15 protein-coding genes are annotated in these 14,948 nt (G+C 39.0%); 12 read left to right on the top strand and 3 right to left on the bottom strand.

Annotated elements, in window-relative coordinates; all coding sequences use genetic code 11:
• The first annotated feature begins 26 nt into the window (after nt 1–26).
• Nucleotides 27–272 carry a hypothetical protein gene (locus ABJD64_RS02700; protein WP_348177150.1) on the top strand — a complete coding sequence of 82 codons (246 nt, stop codon included), beginning with the start codon at nt 27–29 and terminating at the stop codon, nt 270–272.
• Here ABJD64_RS02700 and ABJD64_RS02695 read toward each other — a convergent pair.
• The 3 genes from ABJD64_RS02695 to dxs all read right to left on the bottom strand — a co-directional run bounded on the left by ABJD64_RS02695 (nt 269) and on the right by dxs (nt 4,512).
• Nucleotides 269–715: a hypothetical protein gene (locus ABJD64_RS02695; protein ID WP_348177148.1), complete on the bottom strand. Its 447-nt coding sequence runs from the start codon at nt 713–715 to the stop codon at nt 269–271. The genes ABJD64_RS02700 and ABJD64_RS02695 overlap by 4 nt on opposite strands.
• 89 nt (nt 716–804) lie before the next feature.
• Nucleotides 805–2,202 carry a transporter substrate-binding domain-containing protein gene (locus ABJD64_RS02690; protein WP_348177146.1) on the bottom strand — a complete coding sequence of 466 codons (1,398 nt, stop codon included), beginning with the start codon at nt 2,200–2,202 and terminating at the stop codon, nt 805–807.
• Nucleotides 2,203–2,598: 396 nt separating this feature from the next.
• Nucleotides 2,599–4,512 carry a 1-deoxy-D-xylulose-5-phosphate synthase gene (gene dxs / locus ABJD64_RS02685; RefSeq protein ID WP_348177143.1) on the bottom strand — a complete coding sequence of 638 codons (1,914 nt, stop codon included), beginning with the start codon at nt 4,510–4,512 and terminating at the stop codon, nt 2,599–2,601.
• A gap of 126 nt (nt 4,513–4,638) precedes the next feature.
• Here dxs and ABJD64_RS02680 point away from each other — a divergent pair, with 126 nt between their 5' ends.
• From ABJD64_RS02680 to ABJD64_RS02630, 11 genes are all read left to right on the top strand, one after another.
• Nucleotides 4,639–5,745, top strand: a complete 1,107-nt coding sequence (locus tag ABJD64_RS02680) for a glycoside hydrolase family 3 N-terminal domain-containing protein (RefSeq protein WP_348177141.1) — start codon at nt 4,639–4,641, stop codon at nt 5,743–5,745.
• Nucleotides 5,742–6,218: a DUF4920 domain-containing protein gene (locus ABJD64_RS02675; RefSeq protein ID WP_348177139.1), complete on the top strand. Its 477-nt coding sequence runs from the start codon at nt 5,742–5,744 to the stop codon at nt 6,216–6,218. Before ABJD64_RS02680 ends, ABJD64_RS02675 begins: the two co-directional genes overlap by 4 nt.
• A gap of 285 nt (nt 6,219–6,503) precedes the next feature.
• On the top strand, nt 6,504–7,565 hold the full coding sequence (rfbB, locus tag ABJD64_RS02670) for a dTDP-glucose 4,6-dehydratase (RefSeq protein ID WP_348177137.1): 1,062 nt from the start codon (nt 6,504–6,506) through the stop codon (nt 7,563–7,565).
• Nucleotides 7,562–8,422 carry a glucose-1-phosphate thymidylyltransferase RfbA gene (rfbA, locus tag ABJD64_RS02665; RefSeq protein WP_348177135.1) on the top strand — a complete coding sequence of 287 codons (861 nt, stop codon included), beginning with the start codon at nt 7,562–7,564 and terminating at the stop codon, nt 8,420–8,422. Before rfbB ends, rfbA begins: the two co-directional genes overlap by 4 nt.
• A 4-nt stretch (nt 8,423–8,426) precedes the next feature.
• A complete protein-coding gene (gene rfbC, locus ABJD64_RS02660) occupies nt 8,427–8,984 on the top strand; it encodes a dTDP-4-dehydrorhamnose 3,5-epimerase (protein ID WP_348177133.1) in 558 nt (185 codons plus the stop codon).
• Complete coding sequence (locus tag ABJD64_RS02655; protein ID WP_348177131.1) at nt 8,984–9,928, top strand: UDP-glucuronic acid decarboxylase family protein; 945 nt, start codon at nt 8,984–8,986, stop codon at nt 9,926–9,928. Before rfbC ends, ABJD64_RS02655 begins: the two co-directional genes overlap by 1 nt.
• Before the next feature lie 78 nt (nt 9,929–10,006).
• Nucleotides 10,007–11,257, top strand: coding sequence for a nucleotide sugar dehydrogenase (locus ABJD64_RS02650; RefSeq protein WP_348177129.1), 1,251 nt, complete (start codon nt 10,007–10,009; stop codon nt 11,255–11,257).
• A gap of 323 nt (nt 11,258–11,580) precedes the next feature.
• Nucleotides 11,581–12,015: a DUF2061 domain-containing protein gene (locus tag ABJD64_RS02645; protein ID WP_348177127.1), complete on the top strand. Its 435-nt coding sequence runs from the start codon at nt 11,581–11,583 to the stop codon at nt 12,013–12,015.
• Nucleotides 12,012–12,599: an adenylyl-sulfate kinase gene (gene cysC / locus ABJD64_RS02640; RefSeq protein WP_348177125.1), complete on the top strand. Its 588-nt coding sequence runs from the start codon at nt 12,012–12,014 to the stop codon at nt 12,597–12,599. Before ABJD64_RS02645 ends, cysC begins: the two co-directional genes overlap by 4 nt.
• 3 nt (nt 12,600–12,602) lie before the next feature.
• The gene (gene cysD, locus ABJD64_RS02635) at nt 12,603–13,508 is read left to right on the top strand and encodes a sulfate adenylyltransferase subunit CysD (protein ID WP_348177123.1); all 906 of its coding nucleotides are present in this window, start codon (nt 12,603–12,605) and stop codon (nt 13,506–13,508) included.
• Between the two features lie 111 nt (nt 13,509–13,619).
• A complete protein-coding gene (locus ABJD64_RS02630) occupies nt 13,620–14,900 on the top strand; it encodes a GTP-binding protein (RefSeq protein ID WP_348177121.1) in 1,281 nt (426 codons plus the stop codon).
• Nucleotides 14,901–14,948 lie beyond the last annotated feature (48 nt).

The raw sequence follows: 14,948 nt of genomic DNA, 5'->3' as shown, positions 1-14,948 counted from the left end.
ATTGATATTAACAACATGATGATAAAATGACCCAGGTGCAATTTCTGAACATGACCCTAGGGGATCAGGTTCAACATATTTACAAAAATGGAACGTTCGTGACCGATATCAGGTACTATGAATATAAGGTCAATTTGTTCTTATTAGAAGGAAATTATTTCGAAGTTTTCATCAATCACAAATCAGTGGAAATCACTAAAATCGCTCCGCTCAATTATGAGTCAAATAGAATTCTGTTCTATTTGGACCAAGTGAGGCTGCCTAAAATTTAAACGTGATCTATTTCTAATCGATGAGCGAGTTTATTTATCGCTTCTTGCTCCTCATCAGATATTCCATCTGTGATATTTGCAAACAGATACATTGTTTCCATGATAAATTCCTGATCAAGCTTATTGTCCTTGATGCTATCATGTAGTGCATTGAGAAACTTTTTGTTCCATTTATCTACATTATCAAGCAGGTATCTGATTTCTGTCCTGAAAGACATTGCAATCATATCGCGATCATCACTAGGAGATTTTACAAATTCAGCAGAGAGTCCTCTTGTCGCCATTACAATCCCATCCCATTCTTCCTTATCAAGCACGCCATCGCTCATGCAGACCAACAAGGCTGGATATAATTTTGCTAAATAATTGAATTGATCTTCTGGAATTTTAATCTTTCTAGATTTGATATACTCAATGTAGAGTTGATGAAGTTGCGCGTTCATAAAAACGTTTAGGACTAATTAAGAAATCTAAAGATAATACCTAAATAGAACATTTCTGTTATCAATTAGAAGTATTCCAATTGCCGGTTCTAATTAGAGATGGCAACTGTACCTGCTCCCAACTGCAAATAACGGTTGTATCTGTAGAGTATGTCGGTTACGTAGTCCACGGGCTCATCACCTCTGCAGTATCCGAATTTAACAACCTGATCATTGTAATATTTCTTTTTGGATTTTAATCTTAGATATTTTGAGACCGCATTCCAGTCTTTAGGGTCCTGCCCATATTTTTCTGCTAGCCGAGCTGCATCTTGTACATGGCCTTGTCCCACATTATAAGAGGCTAATACAAACTTGGCTCTTTCATCTTCTTCATTAATATCCTTCCACACCTCCTTTAGCCAAAGAATGTGTTTTACGCCAGCTTCTAAGTTTTGGACCGGGTTGTATAAATTTCTGACTCCATAAGATCTTCCTGTTTTTGGCATAACCTGCATGAGACCTCTTGCCCCTACCCATGACTTTGCTTTTGGATCAAATCGAGATTCTTTGGAAATCTGAGCAGCAAGCAATTGCCAATCCCAGTTGATTTTTTCGGCCCCCAACTTGATGATGCTATCGTAGGGTGATAATCGCTCTGAGTTCTTAGAAAAGAAATCACTTTCTACCATCTTCTTGCTTTTCCGGGTACTTTTGAAATACTTGTCGTACAGTACATAGTACTCATTGGTGCGCTTCATCTCTCCAATCCAATTATTAAGAGTATCTAATAGCACTGGTGAATTCTTTCGTACACCCCATGCAATCTGCTGCGGAAAGCTTATAGCTGTTCGAACATCAAGAATCGGAAAGTATCTCGCATTCACTAAAGCAACATCCTCATCAGCAACCGTATACTCAATATTCCCGTTGGCCACCAATTCTATTAGTGCTTCTGTTTCCAGTTCCTCTTCCTCCTCTATTATCAGTATGTCTCCCCCTATCTCCTCCGCCAAATGTCGTAATCTAGTTGTATAGGATGAACTTTTCCTAACATAAACTTCTTTCCCTATCAAATCTATAGGGTTACGCAGCAACGTCTTATCAATTTCATGCAGCTTCATATCTCTCCATTCAGCTGGTTTTCTTTGCACTAAAACTTGCCGTACGTAGTTGTGAGGCAAGGTAAAGTCCATAAATCGTTGACGGTCTTTGGTCACGGTGAGATTATAAGCCAATATATCCCCTTGTCCTGCATTGAGTTTTCTAAATCCATCCTCCAAACTAGGTGTGACATCAAATCTTAACTCAACATCTATGCTTTTCGCAAAAAGAGAGAGAAGTTCATATTCGTAGCCCATAGGTTCACCACGATAAAGAAACATGCCGGTAGAACTGTTATCCAAAATAGCGATTAAATATCCTCTTTCTTTAATCTGATCAAAATCAATTCCCATTAATTGTTCTGGGTCATAGCCGAATGTAGAATCTTCATTCTGAGCTTGCATACCAAAACTTATTTTTTCTATACTAGAACGTTTGCACGCAGATAGGGAAGTAATAATGACTAGAAAACAAGCAATTAAATATTGATTTATCTTTCTCATAAGAGAGCCTGACACTGAAATACAATATACGTTTTTCCAATCACTTAATGATCGAACTAACTACCTAATAATTTTAGATAGGGACCTCAACACCAAATACGGAATCCTATTAAAAAAGATTAAATCATAATCAAATGAAATAACTAGCATAGCACTCAGTATGGCAATGCCATAGATGGTCTACCATTAAGGTCAAGTCAAAAGCCCAGGATATCCAAAGAAAAAAAGGTTGAGCCTGGTCTCAGTAATCAATATAATCGGATTGATTCGATTTTGTAGAATTAGATGCTGTGAGAATTAAACCGCCTCAAAGGTCAAAAGTTTCTTGGCAGAGAGGTATAGGCCTTCAGGGTCAAACCCACACTCTTTGTGTAATTCCATCTGCGTGCCATGTTCCACTATTTGATCTGGAATTCCGAGTCTCAAAACTTTACTTTGATAGTCATGGTCTACCATAAATTCGAGAATCGCACTTCCAAACCCACCTTGTAAGCAGCCGTCTTCAACGGTTATCACATATTTATACTTTTTGAAGATCTCATGAAGCATTTCTTTGTCAAGAGGCTTAACAAAACGCATATCGAAATGGCCTGTCTTTATCCCTTCCTTCTGCAATCTGGAACAAGTATCGGTAGCATAATTTCCAATATGGCCTAAGGTTAGAAAAGCGAGATCTTCACCATCTTTTAACTTGCGCCCTTTGCCTATCTCGATTTCTTCAAATGGGGTTTTCCAATCTGACATTACGCCGTTGCCTCTTGGATACCTAATTGAAAAAGGACCCTGGTCGGGTAGCTGCGCTGTATACATTAAGTTACGGAGTTCAGCCTCATTCATCGGTGCTGATACAATCATATTTGGGATGCATCTGAAGAATGACAAGTCATAATTACCATGATGCGTAGGCCCGTCTGCTCCAGCAAACCCCGATCTATCCAAACAGAATACCACATTGAGATTTTGTATAGCGACATCATGAATAACCTGATCATATGCCCTTTGCATAAACGTGGAGTAGATATTGCAAAATGGAATCAATCCTTGTGTTGCCAAGCCTGCGGAGAAGGTAACCGCATGCTGTTCTGCTATCCCAACATCATAAGCGCGATCCGGCATGGCCTTCATCATGATATTCATAGAAGAGCCAGAAGGCATAGCTGGGGTAATTCCCATGATTTTATCATTTTTCTCGGCCAACTCAACAATCGTATGTCCAAAGACCTCCTGGTACTTTGGTGGTTGTGGAGTTTCATATACTTTTTTGTATATCTCGCCGGTGAATTTGTCAAACGTACCTGGCGCATGCCATTTGGTTTGATCCTTTTCAGCTAAAGAGTACCCCTTACCTTTTTTGGTTAGGCAATGCAGTATTTTGGGTCCTGGAATATCTTTTAGATCATTGAGTACACTTACTAAATGATTCACATCATGCCCATCGATTGGACCAAAGTACCGAAGGTTGAGTGATTCAAACAGATTGCTTTGCTTCAGCAAAAAGGACTTGACGCTACTTTCTACTTTAGATCCAATCTCTTGCGCGTTAGGGCCAAATTTGCTGATTTTCCCTAGTATATTCCATACTTCATCACGCATCTTGTTGTACGTTTTAGAAGTGGTGATATCAGTAAGATAATCTCTAAGTGCCCCCACGTTCGGGTCAATAGACATGCAATTGTCATTAAGAATGATAAGTAGGTTTGAATTAGACACCCCGGCATGATTCATTGCTTCGAATGCCATTCCACCGGTCATCGCTCCGTCACCTATCACCGCTATGTGCTGCCTGTCTTTTTCATTTTTATGACGAGAAGCCTCAGCCATACCCAACGCAGCAGAGATCGATGTGGATGAATGCCCAACACCAAACGCGTCATATTCACTTTCCTTGCGCTTGGGAAATCCGGAAAGTCCTTTATAAAACCTATTAGTATGAAATTGATCTCTACGACCAGTTAAAATCTTATGTCCATAAGCCTGATGTCCAACATCCCAAACAAGCTGATCCTCTGGTGTATTAAAGACATGGTGCAAGGCCACTGTGAGTTCTACTACGCCAAGGCTGGCTCCAAAATGTCCACCATATACAGAAACTACATCCACTATATATTGACGAAGTTCCTCAGACAGCTTGACCAGTTGGACAGCATCCAGATTCTTCATATCAGCAGGAGAGTTGATTTGGGCGAGTAACTTACCAGGCTCGATTTGCATAAACTAAAAGTACTGTTATAATTTCAAAGCGCCAAAAAGTGGCATAATATGTGCAAAAACGCAAAGTGCCTGCAAAAGTAAACAGATTTAGTTATTTATATTGCATCCAAAATTTAGGTTTGAAGTATGAATAGATTTTTAACACTTTCTTGTTTTTTTATTTTCGCGATAAACGTTTTTGGCCAAGAACCAGAGGTTATTGAAGATTCTGTAGGCCTCGATGTAATGATAGGTCAGTTGATATTGACAGGAATTGGGGATTTCTCTTATCTGTCGAAGGAAGCAGAAATACTTGAGGAGATAAAGAATGGAAAAGTAGGTGGGGTAATTCTATTTGAAAAAAACATCAATGTTGAACACCCTCAAAAGCAATTGAAAAGGACCATAAAAATGCTTACAGAAGCTGCTGAGATTCCATTATTTATTAGCATTGATGAAGAAGGAGGAAGAGTAAACCGTTTGAAACCAAAATATGGATTTCCAGTCACAAGACAGGCAGGCGAGCTGGGACAACTGAATAATTTGGACACTACAGCATTCTATGCTAAAAATACTGCCTCTACGCTCAGTGAATTTGGTTTCAATGTCAATTATGCACCAAATGTTGACGTCTCAATTAATCCTGACAATCCCGTCATTGCTAAATTAGGAAGAAGCTACTCTAACGATCCAAAGATTGTTGCCTCACATGCCCAAACAGTCGTCGATGTTCATAGAACTCATCAGGTAATAACCGTTTTAAAACATTTTCCTGGTCATGGAAGTTCAAGAAATGATTCCCACTTGGGAGTTGCTGATGTAAGCGATACCTGGCAATTCTCGGAACTCATGCCATATAAATGGATTCTGGATTCTGGAAGAGTAGATGGCATAATGACTGCACATATCGTCAATGAACACCTGGACCCTTCCAAATTGCCGGCCACGCTCTCACCTTATGTCATCAGTAATATCCTAAGAGGTGTGTTGAATTACGAAGGAGTCGTTTTTACCGATGATATGCAAATGCACGCTATTTCAAAGAATTACGGGTTTGAGGAGTCCATCAAAATGGCAATAAATGCTGGAGTCGATGTCATGCTCTTTGCCAACAACGTTCCCGGAAATGAAAGAAGGTCTCCTTCACAAATTCATGCAATCATAAAGGACTATGTTAGCTCTGGTGAAATCACTACAGAGCGTATCAAAGAATCCTACAACCGCATTATGCAACTCAAATCTAAATTCAGATGAATAAAATAATATTGCTTTCTGTAACAGTGCTCATTCTCATGGGCTGCACAAAAAAAGATCCCGCGGGGGAACAAAAGAGTCTTAAAACATATGGTGAGGCATTCGACTCAGCCGGCAGCTCTGACATATCAAATTTAAGTTCTCTTATGGGAAATCTAGATTCTGTTGCTCTTACGCTAACTGCTCAAATAGAAAAGACCTGTGCGGTTAAAGGTTGTTGGATGCAACTAAAAACAGATAATGGTAATCCTCTCAGAGTGACATTCAAAGATTATGGCTTCTTTATTCCCAAATCAGGAGTTGAAGGAAAAGTCGCTACAATAAAGGGGTATTGCATTAAACAAGAGACGTCCGTGGAAGAACTTCAGCACTATGCTCAGGATGCTGGAGAATCGCCGGAGTACATCGCATCAATAACTTCACCTAAAATGGAATTTAATTTTGTTGCCAGCGGAGTAATCATTGAAGATTAAATTCTCATTTCAAATTCTAATAGCTAGCTTTGTGCCCAAAAGCCTCACAGCCTTAATTTAGGTCTGTAGGAGTTAGGAATCAATTTATGAAAGGATAATTTGGCTGGAGCTTCCGCAGCAGGGTTGTAAGCTCTCAATAGCAGTGAGCAGGTAAGTTTAGCTATTGCATAATAAGCCAACCATCAATTTTCTATGGTCAATTTTAATGCTAGCAAAGAGCAAGAAAAATTTAGACTAAGAATAAAGGCAATAACAATCCTTTACTTTATAAGATAATAGGCATAAATGAAAAAAAACAAAAGAATTCTAATAACAGGGGGAGCCGGCTTCATTGGGTCTCATGTGGTTCGGTTGTTTGTAAAAAAATATCCAGAGTATGAAATATTCAATTTAGATGACCTCACCTATGCTGGAAATCTAGAAAACATTCATGATGTTTCTTCGGCAAAGAACTATCATTTCATAAAGGAAAATATCGTCAATGAGAAATCAGTACTTGAACTTTTTAAAACACATAAGTTTGACAGCATCATCCATTTGGCAGCAGAGTCGCATGTAGACAGATCGATATCGGATCCCATGGCATTTGTACAGACAAATGTGATCGGTACATTAAACCTTCTAAATGCGGCAAAATCTCTTTGGAAAGACAATTTGGAAGATAAACTCTTCTATCATATATCTACAGATGAAGTATATGGATCTCTTGGAGAAAGTGGTTTCTTTCTTGAAACAACTGCTTACGACCCCCAGTCGCCATATTCAGCATCCAAGGCCAGCTCAGATCACTTTGTACGCGCATATGCCAATACCTACAAGATGCCAACGGTAATTTCGAATTGTTCTAATAACTATGGCCCAAACCAATTTCCGGAAAAACTGATACCACTCTGTATTAATAATATTCTCAACAGCAGACCTCTCCCTGTTTATGGAAAAGGAGAGAATGTAAGAGATTGGCTATATGTAATTGATCATGCAAAAGCCATTGATAATATTTTTCACCATGGCAAAAATGGTGAAACATACAATGTAGGGGGATTGAATGAATGGAAAAATATTGATCTTGTACAAGCACTATGTGATATAGTTGATGCCAAACTAGATAATCCAAAAGACCATTCTAAAAAACTGATAACCTTCGTAAAAGACAGGGCTGGGCATGACGAAAGATATGCCATTGATGCCTCCAAATTGATGTCAGAAATTAATTGGAAACCATCGGTAACTTTTGAAATTGGTCTGTCTAAGACGGTAGATTGGTATCTATCTAATCAAAGCTGGATGCAGAACATCACATCAGGAGAGTATAAAAATTACTACAACAAACAATATCAAACAACATGAAGGGAATCATTTTAGCTGGAGGATCTGGAACCAGGTTACATCCGCTAACTGTAGCTGTCAGCAAACAAATACTGCCGGTTTACGATAAACCGATGATTTACTACCCGTTGTCAACGCTATTGCTATCGGGCATTCGAGAAATATTGATCATATCAACTCCACGAGACCTTCCTTTGTTTAAAGAGCTACTAGGAGACGGTTCGCAAATTGGCTGTACTTTCGAATACGCCATTCAAGAAAGACCAGAAGGTTTAGCTCAAGCATTTATCATTGGAAAAGAATTCATTGGAAGTGACAAAGTGGCTCTGATATTGGGCGATAATATTTTCTATGCCTCCGGTCTATCTAAAAAATTGCAGGAATGCCATGATCCTGATGGGGGTGTAGTTTTTGCATATCATGTAGGAGACCCACAGCGATACGGTGTTGTAGATTTCGATAGTAAATTTCGTGTATTGTCCATTGAAGAAAAACCTCTGAAACCAAAATCAAATTATGCGGTTCCTGGACTATACTACTACGATAATGAAGTAATTGAAATTGCAAATTCTATTCAACCAAGCCCAAGAGGAGAGCTTGAGATAACTACAGTGAATAACGTTTATCTAGAAAAAAATAAACTCAAAGTTCAAATACTTGACCGGGGTACCGCCTGGCTTGATACTGGAACATTTGCTTCATTGAATCAAGCAAGTTCATTCGTGCAAGTTATTGAAGAACGTCAAGGCCTAAAAATAGGATGTATAGAAGAAATAGCATTTAAAATGGGGTTCATCACAAACGAACAACTAGAAAAAATTGCCGCTCCTCTTATCAAAAGTGGCTATGGAGTGTATTTGATGAGCTTATTGAAATAAAAATATGAAAATAGAAGAATTAAATTTGGCCGGAGCATTCTATATTGAGCCAAAATTATTCCCGGACGACAGAGGATACTTTTATGAGTTTTTTAATCAACAAGCGTTTCACAACGAAACAGGCGTGAAATTTCAAGCTGTTCAATTTAATCGCTCAAAATCTTCATATGGTGTACTCAGAGGCTTGCATTTTCAGCAAGATCCGAAAGCACAGGCCAAATTAGTAAGTGTAACTAGTGGAGAAATTCAAGATGTAATTGTAGATTTAAGAAAGGGCTCACCAACATTTGGCAAAAGCCGTTCAATCATCTTATCATCACAGAATAAAAACCAGTTATTTGTACCAAAAGGATTTGCTCATGGCTTCTTGGTATTATCAAATGAAGCGGAAATCTTTTATGCCATTGATGACTTCTACTCTCCTCAACACGAAGGAGGAATCATGTACAATGACCCATTGATTGACGTAGAATGGCAAATGGAGAGCAATCAACTTATTATGTCAGACAAAGATTTGGTGTACAAATCTATAGAAGACACCACACTCAACTTTAACTACTGATGACTAAAAAAAGAGTATTGATTACTGGAGGTGCAGGGTTCCTTGGCTCTCATCTTTGTGATAGATTTTTGCAAGAAGGCTGTCACGTGATTGCCATGGACAATCTGATTACAGGCTCTCTGGATAATATAGAACATCTTTTTCATCGAGAAGATTTCGAGTTCTACAATCACGATGTTTCAAAATTTGTATATGTTCCTGGCGATTTGGACTACATTATGCACTTTGCATCACCCGCAAGTCCAATCGACTACCTAAAGATGCCAATCCAAACATTGAAAGTCGGCTCATTGGGTACGCACAATTTATTGGGGTTGGCTAAAGCCAAGGGAGCACGAATGCTTATTGCATCTACATCTGAAGTATATGGTGACCCTTTGGTTCATCCGCAGACGGAAGACTATTGGGGAAATGTCAACCCTATTGGGCCAAGAGGTGTTTATGATGAAGCCAAAAGGTTCCAAGAAGCGATAACAATGGCCTATCACACTTTCCATGGTGTAGAAACAAGAATTGTAAGAATATTCAACACCTACGGACCCAGAATGCGCTTAGATGATGGGCGCGTCCTTCCTGCCTTTATAGGACAAGCCCTTCGCGGAGAAGACTTGACAGCGTTTGGTGATGGGTCTCAAACTCGTTCATTTTGCTATGTAGATGATTTGGTTGAGGGCATTTACCGCCTACTATTGAGTGATTACCCTGATCCAGTCAATATTGGAAACCCAAGTGAAATCACAATTAATCAGTTTGCTGAAGAAATTTTGAAACTCACAGGAAGCAAATCTAAAATAGCATATAAGCCATTGCCAACGGATGATCCCAAACAGCGTCAACCAAATATTAGCAAGGCAAAAGAAATTCTTGATTGGGAACCTAAATTCTCAAGAAGCGAGGGATTGAAACCAACACTTGAATACTTCATGAAAAAAGTGAAGGTTTGAAATAACAACTCCTGACTTTAACCATTCACTTTTGAATAAGTATCAAGTTAATGGTTAATGTAAAAAAGTTAATGTTATATGGAATATAGAGTTGCAATAATTGGCCTCGGCTATGTTGGATTACCATTAGCCGTAGCTGCATCTGAAAAATATGCTATCATAGGTTATGATATAAATGTCAAGCGAATTGATGAGCTAAACAATAAGTATGATCGGACAGGTGAGATTGACAGTGCTGATCTGGCAAAGAATACAAATCTGCAATTTTCAAGTGACGAACAGGATTTGGCAGCGGCCAACTTCTATATCGTGACTGTGCCAACTCCTATAGACAAAAACAACAACCCAGATCTGTCGTTATTGCGAAGTGCTTCGACCCTTATTGGGAAACAATTATGCGACGGAGACATTGTTGTGTATGAATCCACCGTCTTTCCAGGGTGTACTGAGGATGAATGCGTGCCCATTCTTGAAAAGTGCTCTGGGCTAAAGTTTAATAAGAACTTTTTCTGTGGCTATTCACCCGAACGAATCAATCCTGGAGATAAAAAAAGAGGTGTAAAAGACATACAAAAGGTAACAAGTGGTAGTACACCTGAAATAGCGGAATCAGTTAATCGATTTTATGCTTCTATTATTACCGCCGGTACCCACAAGGCATCTTCTATCAAGGTAGCAGAAGCGGCCAAGGTAATTGAAAATGCACAACGAGATATCAATATAGCCTTTGTTAATGAACTGGCCCTAATTTTTAACCGAATTGGAATCGACACACATGAGGTCTTGGAAGCTGCTGCCACAAAGTGGAATTTCCTTCCTTTCAAACCAGGTCTTGTAGGAGGACATTGCATTGGCGTTGACCCCTATTACCTCACACACAAGGCGGAAAGCCTTGGGTATTTGCCAGAGGTGATACTAGCCGGCCGGAGAATTAATGACAACATGGGTAAACATGTGGCTCAAGAAGTCGTAAAACTGATGGCAAATAAGAAATTAGAAGTCGTCAATTCCAAAGTTTTAATATTGGGCTTGACCTTCAAAGAAAATTGCCCTGATATTCGTAATACCAAGGTGTTGGATATTGCAAAAGAACTTGAGCAATACAGTATCAATGTAAGTGTACACGACCCATTGGCAGACCGAGATGAGGTCATGATTGAGTACGGGTACGAGTTAAAAGATAATATTTCTTCTGAATATTCTGCCTACATACTCGCAGTCGCACATAATGAGTTTGAATCGATTAGTTGGTCTGAGTTAGGACAGGATGCGGTGATTTATGATGTAAAAGGTATCCTTTCTCAAAATATTTCTGATGGCTCATTGTAGCGTTTTGTGATGTGTCAAATACCTAATTAGTCGATTGAACGTCATTCTGAGACCTAATTTTTGAGCTTGCCAAAAATTAGGTCTCAGAATGACGATTAAAAGTTTAATCCAACTCGAATTGCAGTTTTTATTCTCATCTATTTTGACATTAACATTTTGTGACTAAGTTTGCGGCTCATTTAACCCTACGGATAGGAAATTGAAAACTTTATTCACATACAGAACGCACCAATCAACAACCTGCTGTTGATGTTTTGTTAATTGCCTGATGCAATGTCAGGAAGAATCTATTTCAATTTTTCTTATCTAAATTATCAACAATCATGGACAGTAGGGTCAGACATATAACAAAATCGATTACATGGCGAATAGTTGCTTCTGCAACCACATTCTCATTGACTTTAGCTTTTTTTGGCAAGGCTGAACTAGCTTTGGCCTCATGGCTAACAGCTATTGAAACTTCTGTGAAAATTATTTTTTACTATTTTCATGAGCGTATTTGGTTTAAACTAAGTACAAATTTAAATTCAAAAATGCGCCACATTGCAAAGGCAGTAACCTGGCGATTGATCGCTTCCGGAACAACTTTTATACTAGCTCTAGTACTCTTTGGTGCTCATGAAGGTGCATTAGAAAAAGCCACCTGGATAGCACTGATTGAATCGGTTTTAAAGATGGGGTTCTACTACGGTCATGAAGAAATCTGGTACAGAATCAATCTTGGTCTAGACAATAGAGAAAAAGAAACAGCGTCATGACAGAAAATATTATCCCACATAGTCATGCAATCACCCAAACAGACAGAATAAAAAAATTGGGTTACAAACCCCTACTCATTTGGTTTGTAGGCTTATCAGGGTCTGGCAAATCAACATTGGCGAGTGGTTTGGAAAGCAAACTTTTCCACGAAGGAATTAATACCTACATTCTAGATGGGGATAATATAAGAAGTGGTCTAAACAAAGATCTTGATTTTTCAGACGAAAGTCGGAGAGAGAATATACGAAGAATCACAGAAGTCTCTAATTTGTTCGTAGATGCCGGCACTGTGGTTCTTACTGCCTTCATTACTCCATTCAAAGAAGAAAGGGATAAGGTTCGTAAAAAAATGGGTAACAAATACGTCGAAGTATTTGTAAACTGTCCTATTGAAGAATGTGAAAAAAGAGATGTAAAAGGCCTCTATCAAAAAGCCAGAAAAGGAGAAATAAAAAATTTCACTGGAATTGACTCTCCATTTGAGGTTCCTGAAAACCCCGATGTTGAAATAAAATCTCACAAATTGACCGTTGAGCAAGGGGTTCAGAAAATATATGACCACATAATAGAAAAAATCAAATAGATAATGAGTAACTATAACCTCACACACATCAAAGAACTCGAAGCAGAGGCCATTTATATTCTGCGAGAGGTATTCGCTCAATTTGAGAACCCAGCCATCTTATTCTCTGGAGGCAAGGATTCAATTTGTGTAGCTCATTTAGCAAGAAAAGCCTTTTTCCCATCCAAAATACCATTTCCTTTTGTACATGTGGATACCGGTCATAATTTCCCTGAGACCATGGATTTCAGAAACAAGTATGTCGAGGAATTAGGCGTAAAGCTTATTGTGGGCTCGGTACAAAAATCAATAGACGACGGTGCTGCGGCTGAAGAAAAAGGTAAGAATGCCAATAGAAATGCCATTCAAACAGTAACCCTATTAGATACGATTGAAGAGCACGGCTTCGATGCATGTATTGGAGGGGCCCGACGAGATGAAGAAAAGGCCAGAGCCAAAGAAAGGTTCTTTTCTCATAGAGATGAATTTGGGCAATGGGATCCCAAAAATCAGCGTCCGGAATTGTGGAATATATTTAATGGTAGATGTCATCAAGGAGAGCACTTTCGGGTATTTCCTCTAAGCAACTGGACAGAAATGGATGTATGGCAGTATATCTTGTCTGAAAATATTGCTCTGCCTAGTTTGTATTTCGCTCATGAAAGGCAAGTGATTCGAAGAAGCAATACCTGGTTGCCAGTTTCAGATTATATCCAAATTGGTGATAATGAAGAAATAGTAACTAAGAAAATAAGGTTTCGAACATTGGGAGATATTACAATCACCGGAGGAGATGAATCAGATGCCGACACGCTTGAAAAAATTGTAGATGAAGTAGCATCTGCAAGGCAAACAGAACGCGGGAACAGAGAAGATGATAAGCGCTCCGAGACCTCAATGGAGGATCGGAAAAAGCAAGGGTATTTTTAGAATGGCTTTTTAAAAATGAGTTAAGCAAGCAATTGAACTCATTGAGAAATAAATTAAAAAAATTGAAATCATGCCAATGGCCAATGGTTAACGGCAAAAAGCTATAAAAAAATGGCAAACAAAAAACACGATAACAACTCTTACCTAGACATGGAACTTCTCCGCTTCACTACGGCAGGTAGTGTGGATGACGGCAAGAGTACCTTGATTGGTCGTCTGCTTTATGACTCTAAATCAATTTTCGAAGATCAACTAGATCAGGTCGCTAAATCCAGCGAAAGGAAGGGTTTAGAACACACAGATTTAGCATTACTCACCGACGGATTGAAAGACGAACGTGAACAAGGAATTACAATTGATGTTGCTTACAGATACTTCGCGACACCTAAAAGAAAATTTATCATTGCAGACACCCCAGGCCATATCCAGTACACCAGAAATATGGTGACAGGAGCTTCGACAGCTAACTGTGCCTTACTCTTAGTAGATGCTAGAAAAGGAGTGATCGAGCAAACTCAAAGACATTCAATCATTGCATCTTTGTTGCAAATCCCACATGTAGTAGTCTGCGTCAATAAAATGGACTTAGTTGATCACAGTCAGGAAGTTTTTGAAAAGATCAAAGAAGACTATGAAGCCTTTGCATCCAAGCTAGAGGTGAAAGATGTTCGTTTTATACCTATATCAGCCTTAAATGGAGACAATGTGGTAAATAGAAGTGAAAACATGCCCTGGTATGAAGGCTCTACCCTACTCTATACCTTGGAAAATATTCATATTGGCAGTGACCATAACCACATCGATTGCAGATTCCCAGTGCAAACAGTTATTAGGCCAAAAAATGATAAGTACCATGATTACCGCGGTTATGCTGGTCGTATTGCCAGTGGGGTTTTCAAGCCTGGCGATGAGGTTACAGTAGTTCCATCCGGTTTCAGTTCTAAAATCAAATCTATTGATACTTTCAATGGAGAAGTAGAAGAAGCCTTTGCTCCGATGTCAGTCTCTATTCAGCTAGAAGATGATATAGATGTTGGCCGGGGTGACATGATTGTAAGAACCAACAATAAACCGGAACCAATGCAAGACATTGAAGCCATGATATGTTGGCTGAACCCTCAGGGTCCAAAGCCAAGAGCAAAATACCTCTTAAGACATACAACAGCTGAAGCCAAGACTATGATTAAAGAAATTAGCTACAAATTAGATATCAGTACGCTTCACCGAAACGAAAAGGATAAGGACATCACGGCCAACGATATTTGCAAAATGAAATTGCGGACCACTAAGCCTTTGCTTGCAGATTCCTACAAAAAGAATAGAATCACAGGCAGTTTGATCTTGGTTGACGAAGCTACAAATGAAACCGTAGCCGCTGGGATGATTGTTTAATTGGCTGTTGGCTATTGGCTTTTTGCTAATGGTCACAGACTAAAAGCT

The sequence above is a fragment of the Reichenbachiella sp. genome, from assembly GCF_039944555.1.
Taxonomy (GTDB): Bacteria; Bacteroidota; Bacteroidia; order Cytophagales; family Cyclobacteriaceae; genus Reichenbachiella.
The sequence above is the reverse complement of the archived record's forward strand: the minus strand, read 5'-3'. Positions and strand labels throughout refer to the sequence as shown.

Bases quoted from the DNA above. Each gene is read 5' to 3' on its own strand.
- ABJD64_RS02700 (WP_348177150.1), top strand. From the start codon at position 27: ATGACCCAGGTGCAATTTCTGAACATGACCCTAGGGGATCAGGTTCAA.
- ABJD64_RS02695 (WP_348177148.1), bottom strand. From the start codon at position 715: ATGAACGCGCAACTTCATCAACTCTACATTGAGTATATCAAATCTAGA.
- ABJD64_RS02690 (WP_348177146.1), bottom strand. From the start codon at position 2,202: ATGCAAGCTCAGAATGAAGATTCTACATTCGGCTATGACCCAGAACAA.
- dxs (WP_348177143.1), bottom strand. From the start codon at position 4,512: ATGCAAATCGAGCCTGGTAAGTTACTCGCCCAAATCAACTCTCCTGCT.
- ABJD64_RS02680 (WP_348177141.1), top strand. From the start codon at position 4,639: ATGAATAGATTTTTAACACTTTCTTGTTTTTTTATTTTCGCGATAAAC.
- ABJD64_RS02675 (WP_348177139.1), top strand. From the start codon at position 5,742: ATGAATAAAATAATATTGCTTTCTGTAACAGTGCTCATTCTCATGGGC.
- rfbB (WP_348177137.1), top strand. From the start codon at position 6,504: ATGAAAAAAAACAAAAGAATTCTAATAACAGGGGGAGCCGGCTTCATT.
- rfbA (WP_348177135.1), top strand. From the start codon at position 7,562: ATGAAGGGAATCATTTTAGCTGGAGGATCTGGAACCAGGTTACATCCG.
- rfbC (WP_348177133.1), top strand. From the start codon at position 8,427: ATGAAAATAGAAGAATTAAATTTGGCCGGAGCATTCTATATTGAGCCA.
- ABJD64_RS02655 (WP_348177131.1), top strand. From the start codon at position 8,984: ATGACTAAAAAAAGAGTATTGATTACTGGAGGTGCAGGGTTCCTTGGC.
- ABJD64_RS02650 (WP_348177129.1), top strand. From the start codon at position 10,007: ATGGAATATAGAGTTGCAATAATTGGCCTCGGCTATGTTGGATTACCA.
- ABJD64_RS02645 (WP_348177127.1), top strand. From the start codon at position 11,581: ATGGACAGTAGGGTCAGACATATAACAAAATCGATTACATGGCGAATA.
- cysC (WP_348177125.1), top strand. From the start codon at position 12,012: ATGACAGAAAATATTATCCCACATAGTCATGCAATCACCCAAACAGAC.
- cysD (WP_348177123.1), top strand. From the start codon at position 12,603: ATGAGTAACTATAACCTCACACACATCAAAGAACTCGAAGCAGAGGCC.
- ABJD64_RS02630 (WP_348177121.1), top strand. From the start codon at position 13,620: ATGGCAAACAAAAAACACGATAACAACTCTTACCTAGACATGGAACTT.